The sequence below is a fragment of the Agathobaculum sp. NTUH-O15-33 genome (assembly GCF_033193315.1).
GTDB classification, from domain to species: domain Bacteria; phylum Bacillota; class Clostridia; order Oscillospirales; family Butyricicoccaceae; genus Agathobaculum; species Agathobaculum faecihominis_A.
This window is the reverse complement of record NZ_CP136187.1, coordinates 2,176,438-2,195,000: the sequence shown is the minus strand read 5'-3', so window position 1 is coordinate 2,195,000 and position 18,563 is coordinate 2,176,438. Positions and strand designations below refer to the sequence as shown.

3 protein-coding genes, 6 tRNA genes and 2 rRNA genes are annotated in these 18,563 nt (G+C 56.7%); all 11 read left to right on the top strand.

Annotation, left to right across the window (positions count from 1 at the left end):
- Positions 1 to 390 precede the first annotated feature (390 nt).
- The 11 genes from RWV98_RS10885 (at position 391) to RWV98_RS10835 (ending at position 18,490) form a co-directional block, all read left to right on the top strand.
- Positions 391 to 3,239, top strand: a 23S ribosomal RNA gene (locus tag RWV98_RS10885).
- A 109-nt stretch (positions 3,240 to 3,348) separates the two neighbouring features.
- A tRNA-Lys gene (locus tag RWV98_RS10880) sits at positions 3,349 to 3,424 on the top strand.
- A gap of 75 nt (positions 3,425 to 3,499) precedes the next feature.
- Positions 3,500 to 3,574 (top strand) — tRNA-Glu (locus tag RWV98_RS10875).
- An 82-nt stretch (positions 3,575 to 3,656) separates the two neighbouring features.
- Positions 3,657 to 3,773, top strand: a 5S ribosomal RNA gene (gene rrf, locus RWV98_RS10870).
- A gap of 37 nt (positions 3,774 to 3,810) precedes the next feature.
- A tRNA-Asn gene (locus RWV98_RS10865) sits at positions 3,811 to 3,886 on the top strand.
- 67 nt (positions 3,887 to 3,953) lie between these two features.
- Positions 3,954 to 4,030, top strand: a tRNA-Ile gene (locus RWV98_RS10860).
- 17 nt (positions 4,031 to 4,047) lie between these two features.
- A tRNA-Asp gene (locus tag RWV98_RS10855) sits at positions 4,048 to 4,124 on the top strand.
- Between the two features lie 42 nt (positions 4,125 to 4,166).
- A tRNA-Thr gene (locus RWV98_RS10850) sits at positions 4,167 to 4,242 on the top strand.
- Positions 4,243 to 4,414: 172 nt separating this feature from the next.
- A complete protein-coding gene (locus tag RWV98_RS10845) occupies positions 4,415 to 5,302 on the top strand; it encodes a LytR/AlgR family response regulator transcription factor (RefSeq protein ID WP_317860706.1) in 888 nt (295 codons plus the stop codon).
- A gap of 133 nt (positions 5,303 to 5,435) precedes the next feature.
- Positions 5,436 to 6,290, top strand: a complete 855-nt coding sequence (locus RWV98_RS10840; RefSeq protein WP_317860704.1) for a tyrosine-type recombinase/integrase — start codon at positions 5,436 to 5,438, stop codon at positions 6,288 to 6,290.
- A 467-nt stretch (positions 6,291 to 6,757) separates the two neighbouring features.
- Complete coding sequence (locus RWV98_RS10835) at positions 6,758 to 18,490, top strand: InlB B-repeat-containing protein (protein WP_317860702.1); 11,733 nt, start codon at positions 6,758 to 6,760, stop codon at positions 18,488 to 18,490.
- Positions 18,491 to 18,563: the final 73 nt, after the last annotated feature.

The following is an 18,563-nucleotide window of genomic DNA, read 5'->3' as shown; positions in this document are numbered from 1 at the left end:
AGGAGAGATCTGAAAGCTAGCTGCTAAAAGGAAAGAAGGAATAGGGTAACTCCTAGTTCCTACCTCCTCACTCCTAACTGAATTTGTACCTTGAAAACTGAACAATAACGAAAGCAAAAGCAACAATATGATGGAAGCAGGAATGCTAACATCATATCGATTGAAAAATCGATAGAGGAAAATGTTAAAATGTTATTCCGATCTTTAAAAGATCAGCATAAAGGTTTTGACGTTTATATTGTTGGGAAATATGATCGAAAGATCATACTACAAAATAGCTAAAAAAGAACCGAGATTACTCTAATAATTCAAAGGCAGGAAAGTATTTTGAGAAATATGGAACTGCCCGCTAAATAATTCCTATGGTTAACCGCCATAGGTCTTACAGCTGGTCAAGCTGTAAAGGGCGCAAGGGGAATGCCTTGGCACTGAGAGCCGATGAAGGACGCGACAAGCTGCGATAAGCTTCGGGGAGCCGCAAATGGGCTTTGATCCGAAGATTTCCGAATGGGGAAACCCGGCAGAGCAATACTCTGTCAACGTGCACTGAATACATAGGTGTACGTAGGGAAACCGCCTGAACTGAAACATCTAAGTAGGGCGAGGAAAATAAATCAACCGAGATTCCGCAAGTAGTGGCGAGCGAACGCGGAAGAGGCCAAACCGGGAGTAGCAATATTTCCGGGGTTAGGACTGCGACATGTAGCTTTCATTTTTAACCGAACGCTTTGGGAAGAGCGGCGAAACAGGGTGATAGCCCCGTAGGTGAAAAGAATGGAGCGCTAGCAGGATCCAGAGTACCAGCGGACACGTGAAACCCGCTGGGAACATGGGGGGACCATCCTCCAAGCCTAAATACTACTCAGTGACCGATAGAGAAGCAGTACCGTGAGGGAAAGGTGAAAAGGACCCCGGGAGGGGAGTGAAAGAGAACCTGAAACCTTGTGCCTACAAGCACCGAGAGCACATTAACGTGTGATCGGGTACTTTTTGTAGAACGGTCCGGCGAGTTAATGTACGTAGCGAGGTTAAGGTACTGGAGTACCGGAGCCGTAGCGAGAGCGAGTCTGAAAAGGGCGAATGAAGTTACGTGTATTAGACCCGAAACCGGGTGACCTATCCATGAGCAGGCTGAAGTTGCGGTAAGACGCAATGGAGGGCCGCACCCACGTCTGTTGAAAAAGCCGGGGATGACTTGTGGATAGCGGAGAAATTCCAATCGAACTCGGAGATAGCTGGTTCTCCCCGAAATAGCTTTAGGGCTAGCGTTATTTTAGATTACCGGAGGTAAAGCACTGAATGGGCTAGGGGCCGCGAGGTTACCGAACCCTATCAAACTCTGAATGCCGGCTAATTGATGAATAGCAGTCAGACTACGAGAGATAAGTCACGTGGTCGAAAGGGAAACAGCCCAGATCTACAGCTAAGGTCCCAAATAGATACTAAGTGGAAAATGATGTGAAACTGCGAAAACAACTATGGATGTTGGCTTAGAAGCAGCCATACATTCAAAGAGTGCGTAATAGCTCACTGGTCGAGTGGTTTTGCGCAGAAAATGTAACGGGGCTAAGTATCTAACCGAAGCTTAGGCATTACAAGAAATTGTATTGGGTAGGGGAGCGTCGTATGCGGGGCGAAGTCAGAGCGAGAGCACTGGTGGACAGCATACGAGTGAGAATGCCGGAATAAGTAGCGAGAATTATGTGAGAATCATAATGGCCGAAAATCTAAGGTTTCTTGGGGAAGGTTCGTCCGCCCAAGGTAAGTCGGGAGCTAAGGCGAGGCCGAAAGGCGTAGTCGATGCACATACGGTAGAAATTCCGTAACCACCGAACTTTAAGCATAAGGGACGCTTTCATTAAGTCGAACCCCGGCGATGGTTGCCCGGGGCGAAAGGGACCGAAATTAAAGTAGGGAAGTCGATGGCGTGAGAGACGAGAAAAGCTTATGTGTATACTAAGGTGCCCGTACCGCAAACCGACACAGGTAGATGGGATGAGTATTCTAAGGCCAACGGGAGAAGGGTTGTTAAGGAACTCGGCAAATTGGCCCCGTAACTTCGGGATAAGGGGCGCCTACGAGAGTAGGCCGCAGTGAAAAGGCCCAAGCGACTGTTTAGCAAAAACACAGCTCTCTGCTAAATCGAAAGATGACGTATAGGGGGTGACGCCTGCCCGGTGCTGGAAGGTTAAGGGGAGTGCTTAGGAGCAATCCGAAGGTGCGAACTTAAGCCCCAGTAAACGGCGGCCGTAACTATAACGGTCCTAAGGTAGCGAAATTCCTTGTCAGGTAAGTTCTGACCCGCACGAATGGCGTAACGATTTGGGCACTGTCTCAACAGCCCGCCCGGCGAAATTGTAGTACCGGTGAAGATGCCGGTTTCCCGCAACTAGACGGAAAGACCCCATGGAGCTTCACTGTAGCTTGATATTGGATCTCGGTATTCCATGTACAGGATAGGTGGGAGCCTAGGAAGCACGTGCGCCAGCATGTGTGGAGGCAACCTTGGGATACCACTCTTGGGATATTGGGATTCTAACCTGCGGCCCTGAATCGGGTCGGGGGACACTGTCAGGTGGGCAGTTTGACTGGGGCGGTCGCCTCCAAAAGAGTAACGGAGGCGCTCAAAGGTTCGTTCAGCACGGACGGAAATCGTGCACTGAGTGTAAACGCATAAACGAGCCTAACTGCGAGAATGACGGTTCGAGCAGTAACGAAAGTTGGAGTTAGTGATCCGGCGGTATGTGAATGGAAATGCCGTCGCTCAACGGATAAAAGCTACCCTGGGGATAACAGGCTGATCTCCCCCAAGAGTCCACATCGACGGGGAGGTTTGGCACCTCGATGTCGGCTCATCGCATCCTGGGGCTGAATTCGGTCCCAAGGGTTTGGCTGTTCGCCAATTAAAGCGGTACGCGAGCTGGGTTCAGAACGTCGTGAGACAGTTCGGTCCCTATCTGTTGCGGGCGCAGGAATATTGAGAGGAGCTGTCCTTAGTACGAGAGGACCGGGATGGACGTACCGCTGGTGCACCAGTTGTTCTGCCAAGGGCATAGCTGGGTAGCTAAGTACGGACGAGATAAACGCTGAAGGCATCTAAGCGTGAAACTCCCCTTGAGATAAGTATTCCCACCCTTCGGGGGTAAGGCCCCTTGTAGACTACAAGGTTGATAGGTCAGGAGTGGAAGTGTGGTAACACATGCAGCGGACTGATACTAATAGGCCGAGGGCTTGACCTCATTATTAGAGGTAACCTCAAATCTCTTATAGCTTGTAAGTAGTTGTTGTTCAGTTTTCAGGGTATAAACCTTGAAAGAGTTTCCGAGAGAGCGATCTTGAGGGAAGTATGCACCATTAGCTCAGTTGGTAGAGCAACTGACTCTTAATCAGTGGGTCCACGGTTCGAGCCCGTGATGGTGTACCAGAACGGTGCGCTGTGGGATCGGGGAAAAGCCGATTCCCACGGTGGTGCCGAAAGACATACCGGAGAAGCTGAAATGGCCCGTTGGTCAAGCGGTTAAGACGGCGGCCTCTCACGCCGCAAACGGGAGTTCGATTCTCCCACGGGTCACCATTCCAAAGAATGGACTTGACAGAAGCGGCGAAACGTGGTATGTTAGACAAGCGGTTAAGCACGAGAGTGTTTACCAAATATAGTGCGTGTTAATGGTGGCGAGGGTACACCTGTTCCCATTTCGAACACAGTAGTTAAGCTCGCTTACGGTGACAATACTTGGCTGGCGACGGCCCGGGAAGATAACTCAATGCGCACACTAAGCGAATTAGTTTTTAACTGATTCGCTTCTATATTCCTCAATAGCTCAGTTGGTAGAGCATGCGGCTGTTAACCGCAGGGTCGTTGGTTCGAGTCCAACTTGAGGAGCCATAAGCGATCAGGCTTTGCCGCCACCCATATACCGTGGCGGCAAAGTGCTGTTCATTCCTTGGAATATGGGCCTTTAGCTCAGTTGGTTAGAGCAACCGGCTCATAACCGGTCGGTCCTGGGTTCGAGTCCCTGAAGGCCCACCATATTTTTTTCACTATCTGGCCCGGTAGCTCAGTTGGTTAGAGCGCTAGCCTGTCACGCTAGAGGCCGTGGGTTCAAGTCCCATCCGGGTCGCCACAGCAAAGAAACCGGCGGCGTAGCCGTCGGTTTCTTTTATCTGCTGTTGTAGCTCAGTAGGCAGAGTACATCCTTGGTAAGGATGAGGTCACGAGTTCGAATCTCGTCAACAGCTCCATAGCAAACTCCCGGAACACAATGCGAAAGCGTTGTGTTCCGGGAGTTTTTTTATATTTTTTGGGAACGAAGCAAGGTAATATGAACCAAATCATGACTTTATATAGCCTTTTTGCGCACGTTATTGTAGAATAATGAACGGAATTTTAGATGAGCTGCGCGGAGGTTAAAAAATGCAGTACAAAGAAAAGCGGCCGTTTATTTACGGCTATCGACATGAAGAGCAAATACCGGACTGGTGTAAGGAATTACCGGAGGTCACAAAGGAGATCATGGAGCTGGTTTACGCGGGCCGGATCAGGGAAGCCGCCGGATTTTTTGCGCCGAACCTGATATGGATCGGTGCGATGGAATGGCAGTTTATCGAAGGCGCGGAAACGATGCTGGAAATGCTATCCGCGGAAAAGGGGATCTTGCGCGAGGTCGCGGATTCAGAATATGGGGTGATCTACGCGGATGAACACTGCTGTACCGTGGCCGGCCGGCTGCATGCGCGAACAACAGGGGCGTCAGAAATGGTGCTGGCGAGCCTTCAGCGCGCCACATTTCAATACGCGCTGTTTGAGGACGGCCCGAAGGCCGTACATATCCATGTTTCCAACAGCTTTGACCTAACGGAGCCGGGCGAACTGTTCCCCTTTCGGGCGGGGCGGGAGACCTACCGCTATATGCAGGAAATTTTGCGAAAGGAGAAGAAAAAGCACAAAAAAATAACCGTGCGGGATATCCGCTACAACACCCACATTGTGCTGGCGGATGAAATCCTATTTATTGAAGCGCAAAAGCCGCACTGCATTCTGCACGGTGTGGACGACACGATCGAGGTGTACGCAAAATTAGGGGAGCTTCACCAAAAGCTGCCTGTGCATTTTGTACGCAGCCATCGCAGCTTTCTGGTAAACGCGCATTACGTGATCGGCGTTAGGCGCTTTGCCCTGCACTTATATGGCGGTCATGTGCTGCCCATACCGGTTAAGCGTTACACGGAGGTGCGGGAGCAGATCTGCAAGAGGGCGATTGGGAATGTCAAAAAGGTTGTTCGGGATGAAGACCTTGTATGAACGGAAATTCCGGCTATGATTAGTAGAAGACACACCCGCGCGCCTTTTAGGATGCGCTCCATATAAAATAGCTTTTCGGTTGCGGAGCGGCCCATCGGGCCATACTATCCGCATACGAAAAGGAGGAAGCAACATGACGCAGCACTATATTCTCTCTTTAAGCTCGCTGGAACGCTATCATCAACAGCTGATCGAGGATGAGCGCAGCCCGGAGACCATTGTCAAATATTTAAGAGATATACGGCACTTTTTCACCTTCTTATCGGCGGACAAGACCGTGGATAAGGAAACCGTGATATCCTATAAAAAGCACCTTTCGCAGCATTATAAGGGTAGCAGCGCTAATTCCATGCTGGTGGCGGTAAACGGCTTGCTGACGTTTCTGGGATGGAGCGAATGCCGGGTAAAGCTCTTGCGCATACAACGGCAAAATTTCCGGCGAGCCGACCGCGAGCTGACGAAGGACGAATACCAGCGCCTGCTGCACGCGGCAAAGCACAAACAAAACGAGCGCCTGTATCTGCTGATGCAGACGATCTGCGCCACCGGTATCCGGGTAAGCGAGCACCGCTTCATTACGGTGTCGGCAATCAAGACCGGCTATGCGCGCATCGTCAATAAGGGGAAGGAGCGCGTTGTTTTTATTCCCGCGGAACTAAAAGGGCCGCTCCTTCGTTTTTGCCGGGCGCACGGCGTGGAGCGGGGACCTGTGTTTGTATCCCGTTCGGGCCGCCCGCTGGACCGAAGCAATATTTGGGCGGATATGAAGCGCCTGAGCCAAAAAGCGAACGTACCCGCGGAAAAGATATTCCCGCATAACCTGCGGCACCTGTTCGCGATCACGTATTACCAGCTGGAAAAGGATATCATCCGTCTGGCGGATATTCTGGGTCATTCCAGCGTGGAGACCACGCGCATTTACACGGCCACCAGCGGCGTGGAGCAGAAGAAGCTGCTGTCCCGTTTGGGTCTGGTGGAGTGCGGATAAAATAAAAATACCACATAATCAGAATTATGTGGTAAGCACAAGCCCCGTCGGTTACATATTTGGTTGTTTTTTTCTATGACAACACTATTATGAGATAAAGTTTGCCGAAAGTCAAGGGGTGGGGTGAAATAAACAAATCTGTTTTTGAATAATAATATATTTTTAGGGGATTTTTTGTCTTTATGAAAAATCCCCCCTATTTACATGCATCAAAACCAAGCCTGCGCGCGCTCTCCTTTTGAGCGCAGGCTTGGTTTTTTCTTTTTTCGTACCGGATCGCGCCCAGCCGCCTACCACATAATTCTGATTATGTGGTAGGCGGAAGCTTTTGCGCGTTTCCAGAAAACGAAAAGAGGAGCGAAGCAAATGGTGTGGCAGGAATTTTTGCTTTTATCCCACGGCATGCAAAATGGGTGGGGGATAATCGATACTGTGGGACATACCGGCAGTGAGGGGGGTGCGGCGAAATGAAAAACAGATTAAAGCGTGTAATCAGCCTGTGGCTGGCGTTTGTGCTCGCACTGGGCGTTTTGCCGGAACTGCTGGTGCCTAGCGCGGCGGCGGGCTTTACAACGTCGGAACCGATGAGTACGAGTATCGGCATGCTGAAGAACAATACTGTTTATATCGTGAGTCAGAATGTCAGTTTAACGAACGCTGCGCTGTCGCAGCCTGCGCTTTCGGTGGAGAATAATGCGACGGCGGTGCTTTATATCAAAAGCGGCTGCACTCTCACGCTGACGGGCGGCGCAGCGAAAAACGGAACAAGCGGCGGCGGCGCTGGTCTGATGATTCCCAGTTCTTCCACGCTGATCGTGACAGGCGGCGGCAGACTTGTGGCAACCGGCGGTGCGGGGTTAGCGGGTACCAACGGAACGAAGGGTACCAATGCTGAAATGCACGTTGGTGGTGATGAACATGCTGTCGGCGGTCCGGGCGGCAAGGGCGGCAACGGCGCTTATGGTCCGGGCGCGGGTATTGGCGGCAACGGCGGTAAGGGCGGCAACGGCGGCGATGGCGGCGGCGCCCCAAACAAAAATACGGTCGGTGTTGACGGCTGGGATGAATACGGCTACCGCGGATCGGACGGCGGCGCCGGCAGCGCCGGCGGAACGATGGGAAAGCTCTATGTGCTGGGCAAGGTATCAGTTTCCGCGCAAATGGGCAGTTCAAAGGCTTATGGCAACGGGGGCGGCTACGGAGCGTATGCTAATGACGCAGGAAGTGGCTGGAAAAAAGACTACTCTGCCGGCGGCGGCGGCGGCGGTGGTGGCGGCGGCGACGACTCCTACGAGACTTATGGCATAGGCGGCGGTAACGGCGGCGGCGGCGGTGGCGGCGGCGGTAACGGCGGCGGCGTCTTTTGGATTACTAGAGATACCAGTGGTTACCAATATACCAACGGCCGGGGCGGCGGCGGCGGCGTATCCAATGGCGGCTCCGGCGGCACCAACACCACAATAAATAGAAACGGTGACACAGATCCGAGCGGCACCTCGGGCTATATCAGAAATCAACATGGAGATTCACCCGCCGCGACCTCCGGAGGTTCCGTAGGTAGTCATGGCGGCTGCGGCGGTGTTTATAAGGATACCGGCGCATCTATTTCCGGCAGCGTACAGGGCGGCATAAAGGCCGCCAGCATGCCGGATGCGATCAAATACACGCCGACCTTAAGCTTCAACGACGGTACCACGGGGTCTACTACTGCGACCTGCTATCTGGGTTATCCCATGCCTACGTTGGACAGCGTGCCTACCAGAACGGGCTATACGTTTGAAGGCTATTATGATACAAGCGCGAATACCGGCGGCACAAAATATTTTGACTCCGAAGGCAAGAGCGCAGGCGAATGGGACAAAGCGGCGAACGTTACGCTGTATGCGCGGTGGACGGCCAAAACCTATACGGTCAAGCTGGATAAGCTGGGCGGTACGTCGGGAGCCGATCAGTTTACGGCCACCACAGGGGTCACGCCGAACAGCATCGATCCCCCCAGCCTTGCGCACTATACCTTTCAAGGCTATTACACGGAGAAAGACGGAAAGGGCACACAGTATTTTAACAATACCGGCGCGGGTACGAAAAGCTGGGCCGTGGACGGAACCGATCTTTCGCTATACGCCTATTGGACAGCGAACGAATATTATGCGACGTTGAATGCACCGGAGGCGACGGCCGCGGGCTCGCCCCCCAGCACCTACAAGGCGGCTTACGACACGCCGGCGGACAAGCTGAGCAGCCTGACCGGAACCATGCCAAGCCGTACCGGCTATACCTTTGACGGCTATTGGACCAAGGACGGCGCAGCGTATGACCAGCAGTATTTTGATAAAGAGGGAAAGCCTTGCCACACTTGGAATATCGGGGCGGACGGCACCAGCCTTTACGCAAAATGGAACCCAAGGCCGAGCAAGATTTCCTTTGACCCCAATTTGATGCCGGACGGCAATCCGGACCAGACATGGACTTCGGACGAAGCCACGCTGTCCTCCACCGGCAACACCTACACGACGACCGGCTATTTTGAACTGACCTATCCGAAACTGCCGACGCTTACCCGAAACGGCTACATCTTCACCGGCTGGTATTCCTCTAGGAATTGTTTGCCGGATGAATTTGTGCGAGCGGGATACACGCAGGTGGAAGAAACAGAGGAAAAACCGCAAACTCTGTATGCGGGCTGGGAGCATGCGCAGATCACCGTTATGTATCAGTTATCCAAGGGGTTACAGCTCCCCAAGCAGGTGCGGTATTTGGAGCCCTACGGCGAAGGGTATACGCTCGACCGCACCGGCTACGATTTTAAGGGCTGGTTCATGCAGGACGGCAGCGAAAGCGGCGCATGGGGCGACCAGATCGTCTACCTTGCGGGCGGCGACCAGACCGTTGTGAAAAAGACGGAGCAGCATACGGTTTACGCCAAGTATGACGCGCACCGGTTTAACGTGTCGTTTGACCCGGGCGCGGGCAGCCTGAGCGAAGGCGCCGGATACACCATACCGGTGACCTACGATCAGCCCTACGGCACATTACCCACGCCAAATCCCCCCGCGGATCAGCCGGACTGGATTTTCGGCGGCTGGTATTTGGAATCGGGCAGCTACATGACCCGCATTGAAACGGACAGCATCGTGAAGACGGATCAGAACCACACCTTATACGCCAAGTGGGTACTGGGGCAGCAGCTTATTTCCTTTGACGTGGACGACGGTACACCGATCGCCTCCATCACGGTCGATCTGGATTATCCCTATAACGTCAATCACAACTGGCCGGCAGGCGCAGAGCGCAAGGGGTATACCTTCCTATCGTGGAACACCAAGAAGGATGGCACCGGCGAAACGCTTACGGGAGATACCATTTGCTCCAGCAAGCAGCCGATCGTGGCCTATGCGCAATGGAAACCGGATCAGGTACAGATTACGCTGAACCCGGGCGAGGGCGCGAAGGTGAACGGCCAGCCCACCCAGAAGGTAACGGGCGACTTCGGCGCGACCTATGGCTCGCTGTTCGGCGGCAAGCTGCCCACGCCGCAGAAAACCGATTGGACCTTCGTCAGCTGGTACAACGGAGAACAGCCGGTATATAACGGCAGCCAGATCGATTCCACCGAGCCGGTCGAGCTGACCGCGGCATGGTCGCAAAACGTATATACGCTGGTGCTGCACGCCAACGGCGGCACGCTTACGGGCATGGAAACCAGCAGTTCGGTGAGCGTCGGCACGGCGGCGGAGCTGCCGGGCGCGGCGAATATCAGCCGCGCGGGCTACAAATTCAAGGGCTGGAGCGAAAAGCAAGACGGCACGGGCACGCTCTATACCGACCGGTTCACGCATGATACCAACTCGGTCGTCGTGCTGTACGCGGTATGGGAACGCAATCGTGTGGAGAATACGGTGCAGCATTATCAGCAGCGGCTGGATGGTACCTATCCCGACACGCCGACGAATACCACTAAGGAAATGGCAGACGCGGGCTCTATCTTTTACGCAAAGGCACAGGAAGTTACCGGCTTTGCGCCGCTTTACAGCGACCCCAGCGTGGTATCCGGTACGGTGCCGGAGGATAAGGGATTGACGCTCAAGCTGTACTACGAGCGCAAACGCTACCCTGTTTCGGTCACAACGGGCGAGGGCTGCACCGTATCCCTGTTGAGTGACGCTGCAAACGGCTTGGTAACAGAGGGCGATCAGAATTATATCCGCCACGGTGGCAAGTACCGCTTCAAGATCGCGCTGGATACGGGATTCGATCCCGCGACGGCCAAGGTATTGGTAAACGGGATAGAGAATGCGGGCTTTGCCGGTAAGGTCGGGCAGGAGCTCGCGCTTGATGTAACGGCGGATACCCAGCTTTCCGTCACCGCGTCGCGCAAGGTGTTCACGGTCACGCCGCCCGCGGCGATAGCAGGTTATCAGATCATGCCGGTAAGCGGCTCGTTTCAAGCGGAATACGGCAAGGATTGGAGCTTTACCATCGTACTCGACCCTCCGTACAGCCAGTCCGAGCTGATCGTGCTGGCGGATGGGCAGGAGCTTGCCCCGGTGGACAATGTATACACCATAAAATCGGTGAAGGACAATGTTTCGCTGGAGGTCAAGGGCCTTGCACTGAACCGTTATCAGGTATCCTACGATACCGGCGTGGGCTACACCATCGCCCCGAAGGACAGCCGCGATGTGATCTACAACGGCAGCCACACCTTCGTGCTGACCCTTACGCCGGATTATGAGGGCGCGGTGCCGGTGGTGCGCAGCAATATGGGCGCGCCGCTGAGCATGGATGGTGTATCCGGGCTGGATTATACCTATACGCTCTCTAACGTGACGATGGATCAACACATCACAGTGGAACCGCTCGTGGTGGAGCACTTTAATGTGAGTCTTACGGCGGGCACGGGGTATAATATCGTACCGGCGAGCAGCACTGTGGTGCGGCGGGGCGGCAGCTTCAGCTTTTCGGTAAGCGTGGCCGCGGCGGTGGACGCAACGTCCATGATCGTTACCGCCATCGGCGCTTCGGGCAAAAGAGAAACGCTTACGGCGGTCGGCGGGACGTACACCATCTCGAATATCACGGAGGATCAGACGGTCACCGTCACCGGCTTACGAAAACCATCCTACAAGGTCGCGGTGATCGAAGGAACGGGCTTCACCGCGTCGCCGCAGAGCGGCTCGGTGGATTACGGCGGTTCGTTCTCCTTCACCATTACTCTGGATGAAACGTATAGCGCGGCCGATCCGGTGGTTAAGGCAAATTATCAGCAGGAACTGCGCTATAAAAACAAAAACGGGCTGACGTATACCTATGAGCTGACCAACATCACGGAAAACACGGATATCAATGTTTCGGGTCTGTCCAAACCTCAATACGAGATCACTTGGATCGTGGAAGGCGGGCAATCGGTGAGCCGGTTTGAATACGGCAGCTTGCCCAAGTACGGCGCTGCGCCGGAAAAAAGCCCGTCTATGGATCACAGCTATGTATTCAAGGGCTGGCGGGATCAGGACAGCGGCATGTTTTATGACGCCGCGCTGCCGCGCGTGATGGGTAACGCCACCTATGTAGCGGAATTCAAGCAGGTGCGGCGCACGTACGAGGTGATCTGGGTATCGGCGGGCGCGACGCACCGGGAATCGCTGCCATACGGCGCGGAGTCCACCTTTGCCGGGATCGACGAGTTTACGACGGGCCGGGAATCGGACGGGTACTATGATTACACGTTCAGCGGATGGAGCGATGGCAAGCGCATTTACACCTCCAACGCGGCGCTGCCTATCGTGACCGGGCCGGTCACCTATGTCGCGCAGTTTACGGCAAAGCAGCGCTCCTTGACGCTTACCGTCCGGTATGTGGACGCTACAAACGGCAGCGTGCTGTCCACGGCTACCGAATCGGTGACCTACAATACCCAGTACCGTGTGTCCGCGCCCTCGTATCCGGGCCTCGCACCGTCGCAGGCTGTGGCCAGCGGCCTTATGCCGGCGCATGATCTAACGCTTACCGTATACTATTATAAAGATACGGACACGCCGTATACCGTGCTTCATCAGCAAGAGCGGCTGGCCGGCGGCTATCAAACGATAGATACCGAGACCCCGCGCGGTACGCCGGGGCAGGCGGCCCGCGCCATCCCGCGCAGCTATGACGGCTTTACCGTTCAGAGCATCCCCTCGGCAACGATTGCCGAGGATGGAACCACGACCGTGATCATCCAATACACCCGCAATAGCTACAGCGCGATATGGGACCCGAACGGCGGCGCATTTGCAGACGACTACGCCATGCTCCCACGCACGGTGAGCCTGCGCTATGGCGCGCCGCTGACCGCGCCGGAGGTAATCCACGCGACGGACGCGGTAAACAGCTACACCTTCGCGGGCTGGGACGGCACAGTACCGGAAACGATGCCCGCGAACAATATCGGCTATACGGCATACTGGACGCCTTCCGCGCGGATGTACACGGTAACGGTGGATTTCGCGGATCAGGATGGCAATGCATTAGCGGGCGTGTCGCCGGTGAGCGGAAAGTTTTCGGCGGGGTCGGATTACTATTTGTCCGGCTTCCCGGCGGTGAGTGGTAAAATCGCGAGCCAAACGAGCGTTTCGGGCGTCATGCCCGCGGCGAATGTCAACGTTACGGTGGTCTACTACGACGAATCCTCGGCCACCGCCTATACGGTCAAGCATTATTTGGCAAACGCCGCTGGCGCATATGCCGCAGAGCCGGTTGAAACCGAAACGCGGACCGGCTTTGTTGGCCGTCAGACCAGCGAGACCGGCAAGAATTACGACGGCTACACGGTGGATCACGTGGAGCAAGCCACAGTGACAGAGGATGGCAAGGCTGTCGTCAAGGCGTACTACGCGCGGCGGTATTACACCGTCACATGGGACGCGGGCGGCGGTACCTTCCCGGGCGGCGCAGCCAACCAGCTCATGAGCGTGCGGTATGGGGCGGCGGTGAGCGCGCCCTCTTCGCCCACCAAAGCGGCGGACGCGAACTATACCTATACCTTCAGCGGCTGGTATCCGTCGGTTGCCGGTGAAATGCCGTCGTACGATGTGACCTACACGGCACAGTATATAAGAACGCCGCGCACGTATACGCTAACGGTGCAATACCTGTACGCGGACGGCACGCAGGCGAAGGAAGCCGTGGTAAAGGAAAACATGTCGGTAGGCGAAAGCTACCGGATCGCGTCGCCCGAGGTAAGCGGGTACGCGGCAAACCGCACGGTGGTAACGGGCGTTATGCCCGCGTCGGATACGACGGAGACGGTCACCTATGTCTCCACAAGCGGCGTGGAGTATACGGTAAAGCATGTGCGGGAAGCCGTGGGCGGCGACATCGAGGAGACCGAGGTGCTGCGCGGAACAACGGGCGCGCAGACGTCGGCCCTGCCGCGCAGCTATGACGGCTACACGGCGCAGAAGGTACAGCAGACCACCATTCGCGCGGACGGTACGGCAGCGGTGGAAATCCGTTACACGAGAAACAGCTATCAGGTGGTGTGGAACGGCAACGGCGGCACGATCGGCGGCCAAAAGACCGTAACGCGGACCGTTAAGTACGGCGAAATGCTTACGCCGCCGTCCACGCCGGTAAAGAACGGAGACGCGCAGTTCGGGTATGCGTTTGCCGGTTGGGACCCGTCGGTACCGCAGACGATGCCCGCGGGGGACCAGACGTTCTTTGCAACGTGGTCCGCTGTGCAGAACCAATACACCCTAACGGTGCACTACAAAAAAGCGGACGGCGGCGAAGCCGCGCCGAGCAAGAGCGAAGTCTATACCGTGGGACAAAACTATACCGTGAGTTCGCCAGCCGTGGAGGGCATGACGCCGAATCTGGAAACCGTTACAGGTATCATGCCTGCGGCGGATACGGAGATCACGGTGACGTACTACCCGAACAACGCCACACGGTACACAGTGAAGCACCTGCAAAAAGACGCGGCAGGCGAAGGCTACACCCTTGCGGAGACGGAATACTTACGCGGTACGGCGGGCGAGCAGACCAAGGCCGCGGCCAAGACGTACGCGGGCTTCAAGAAACCATCTTCCGTGACGCAGCAGACCATTTCCAGCGAGACGGAAACCGTGGTGGAGATCCAGTACGAGCGCGAAAGCTACACGGTGACATGGAACGCGGGGGACGGCCAGTTCGACGGCAACGCCGCGACGAAAATCAGCACCGTAAAGTACGGCGCGGCAATCACCGGAGCGCCCACCCCAACGAAGGCGGCGGACGATCTGTTCACGTACCGGTTCACCGGCTGGTCGCCTTCGGTGGCGGATACCATGCCCGCGTGGGATGTGGCCTACACGGCGCAGTACGAGCGCACGGCCAAGCCGTATACGCTCACCGTGCTGTACCGCTTCGCGGACGGCACAACGGCGCACGAACCGCATACGGAACAGGTGAGCACCGGCGGCAGCTACAACGTGGAAAGCCCGAGTATCGAGGGCTATGCGCCCAACCAAAGCGTGGTAACCGGCACCATGCCCGCGAAGGATACGGAGATACTTGTTACCTACGTATCCACCAAGGGCGTGACCTACAAGGTGCAGCACCTTCTGGAACAGGAGGACGGAACCTACGGCCCGATCAAGGACGAGCAGGTACAGCGCGGCCAGCCGGGCGCGCAGACGGCGGCGGTGCCCAAAATCTATGAGGGCTACACCGCCGAAACGCCGGAGCAGCAGACGATTCTGGCGAACGGCAATACCACGGTGCAGATTAAGTACGCGCGGAAGGGGTATCAGGTGACGTGGAACGCGGCGGGCGGCAAGGTAAACGGGGAGGACAGATGGACGCAGACCGTGAAGTACGGCGCGTCAATCACCAAGCCCGCGGACCCGACCCGCACAAGCGACGCGGGTTACGCCTACACCTTCGGCGGCTGGGACGCGGAGATACCGGAAACGATGCCCGCGGGCGAGCTGTCCTTCACCGCCAAGTGGAACACCAACCGCCAGACCTACCGGCTTACCGTGCGGTATCAGTATGAAAACGGCACGGAAGCCCACGCGTCGCAGGACTACCAGTTTATCGTCGGCGAGAGCTACGAGATCAAGGACATCCCGGCGGTAGAAGGCTACCGCCCGAACGTGACGAGCGTGAAGGGCACGATGCCCGCGAAGGACGAGACGGTGACTGTGGTTTACTATCCGGAGACCGGCACGCAGTACACGGTAAAACACCTGCTCCAGCCGGTAAGCGGCGAAGCCTATGAGCTTGCGGATACCGAAACCCTGCGCGGCGAGACGGGCAAGGAGAGCAAGGCCGCGGCGCGCAGCTATCCGGGCTTCACGGCGCAGCGCGTCGTGCAGAAACCAATCGCGGCAGATGGCAGCACCTTGGTAGAAGTGCGCTACACGCGCAATGAATACACGGTGACGTGGAACGCGGGAGAAGGCGCGTTCTCAGGCGGTGAAAAGAGCAAAACCGCGACCTATCGTTATGGAGCGGCAATAGACCGGCCCACCAACCTGACGAGACCGGCGGACGCGAACTTTGACTATGTCTTCACCGGCTGGACGCCGGAAGTACCGGAGACCATGCCGCCGCAGAACGTGACGTATACCGCGCAGTATGGCCGCGCGGCGCAAAGCTACCAGCTTACCGTGACCTACAAAATGGGTGACGGAACGGCGGCGCCGGAAGCGCATCAAGAAACGGTAACGGCGGGCCGGAGCTACCGTGTGGTATCGCCCAAGGTGGAAGGGTACACGCCGTCCATCGCGATCGTGACCGGCACGATGCCGTCGCACGATACCGAGGTGCTGGTGACGTACTACTCGAACCAAGGGGTACAGTACAAGGTGGTGCATAAGCTGCAAAACCTAAACGGCACGGCCTATGAGCAAGCGGACTTTGATCTGCTGTACGGCCAGACGGGTACGCAGACGCGGGCCGAACCGCGAGTTTACACAGGCTTTACACCGCAAGCGATAGAGCAGCAGACGGTGAACGCGGACGGCGGCACCGTGGTGGAAATTCTGTACACCCGCAACAGCTACAAGGTAACGTGGAACGGCGCGGGCGGCAAGGTGAATGGAGAGGACGAAACGATACAGAGCGTGAAATACGGCGGCAGTATCACTTCGCCCACAAGACTTGCCAAGGATGAGGACGTAAACTACAGCTATACGTTCAGCAAATGGGATAAGACGATTCCGTCGGAGATGCCGGCGAACGACCTGTACTTTATCGCCCAGTGGGACACGGATGAACGGAGCTATGAGGTAACGGTCTCGTACCAAAACAAGGACGGCAGCGAAGCCTTTGAGGATATCTCGGACATGTACGCCATTGGCAAGGACTACGCGATCTACACGCCGGAGAAGGACGGATACTTCCCGAGCCTTGAAACGGTAACGGGCACAATGCCGGCGAACGACCTCGCGTTTACCGTGACCTATTTCCCGAACACGGACGCGAAGTACATCGTAAAGCACGTGCTGGAACCGCTGCCGGATATGCCGATGCTTCTGGCCGTGGACGACACGGACGGTATCGTCTATGTGGAAGAGACCATGGGCGGCACGGTAGACGAAGAAACACAGGCAAGGCCCATGCCGATCCCCGGCTTTACGGCGGAAACGTATACACAGGAGACCATAGGCGGCGATACGGTGGTAACGATCCGGTACAAGCGCAACGAGTATGACGTCGTCTGGGACGGCAACGGCGGCAAGTGGGGAGAGGACGAAACGCAGACCACCACACTGCTGTACGGCCAGCGCATCGCGGAACCGGAAGAACCGACGCGGGAAGCGGACGCGAACAGCGGCTACACGTTCCTGAGCTGGGGCGCGAAGCTGCCGGAGACCATGCCCGCGGAAAACCTGACCTATGTGGCGCGTTGGAGCACAGCGGCACGGGATTACACGTATACCGTGAAGTTCGTCTGCGAGGACGGAGCGACCGCGCCGGAGCCGATAACCGGCACGCTCGCGGCGGGCAGCGCGTATACGTTCACCGATTTCCCCGCGCTGGACGGCTATGTGGCGATTCCGAACAGCCTAACCGGTATTATGCCGGCGAGCGACCTTACCCTTACGGTGACGTATTACCCCAGCGCCATGGGCGTTCCGTACAAGGTGGAGCAGTACATGGAGCAGGCGGACGGCAGCTGCAAGGCGGAAAAGACGGCGGAACGCATTGGCATCGCCGGCCAGATGACCGCGGAAACAGCGGAGGAGCTCGCGCACTACACGGCGAGACCGGTGGAGCAGCAAAAGATCCTCGGCAGCGGCGAAACGGTGGTAAAGATTTATTACGAGCGTAAGGGGTATACGGTAACGTTCGACGGGAACGGCGGCGCTTTGACAGGCGCCGCAAGCGTGCGGGGCAAATGGGGCGCGGCCGTAACCGCGCCGACAGCCACGCGCGAAGGGTATACGTTCGAGGGCTGGCTCCCGGCGTTTAGCGGAACAATCCCGCAGGCAGACGCCACATATCAGGCGCAATGGAAAACCAACAGCGGCGGCGGAACCGGCGGCGGAGATTCCGGTGGCGGCGGCGGAGCCGGAGGCGGCGGTGGCGGAGCCACCGGGCCCGTCGAACCGGACAAGCCCGGCACGGACGACGCCGGGTTCACCCCCTGCGACGGCGGCGAGAGCTGCCCGACCAAGGGCACGTTCCTCGACAACCCCTACGGCAGCTGGTACCACAATTATGTGGACTATGTATTTACAAACGGGCTGATGAAGGGCGTGTCAAGCGACCGGTTCGCGCCGGATGAAACGCTTACGCGCGGCATGCTGGTGACCATCCTGTACCGCATGGCGGGTTCACCGGCGGTGAGCGGCGCGTCGCCCTTCGCCGATGTGGCGGAAGGCAAGTGGTATACGGACGCTATCCTCTGGGCCACGCAGACCGATGTGGCGGGCGGCTACGGCAACGACCGCTTCGGTCCGGACGATCCGATCACCCGCGAACAGACCGCGGCGATCCTGTACCGCTACGCGGTGCTGAAGGGCTTTGACACCGACGGCAGGGAGGAGCTCTCGAGCTTTACGGATGCGAACGAAGTATCCGCGTGGGCGCGGGAAGCCATGCAGTGGTGTGTGCAAAAGAGCCTGATCACAGGCAGAACAGAGCAGGAGCTCGCGCCCGCCGGAACGGCAACGAGAGCGGAAATAGCGGCGATCCTGTCCCGCTACTGCGGACAGGTGGCCAAATGAAACAGGGATAAGCAACGCACGGGCGGAGGGGGAACTTTCCGCTCCCCCTCTCCCGCAAGCCCTTAATTTTAAG

Coding starts and splice junctions, on each gene's coding strand:
- RWV98_RS10835 (WP_317860702.1), top strand. CDS start 6,758: ATGAAAAACAGATTAAAGCGTGTAATCAGCCTGTGGCTGGCGTTTGTG.
- RWV98_RS10840 (WP_317860704.1), top strand. CDS start 5,436: ATGACGCAGCACTATATTCTCTCTTTAAGCTCGCTGGAACGCTATCAT.
- RWV98_RS10845 (WP_317860706.1), top strand. CDS start 4,415: ATGCAGTACAAAGAAAAGCGGCCGTTTATTTACGGCTATCGACATGAA.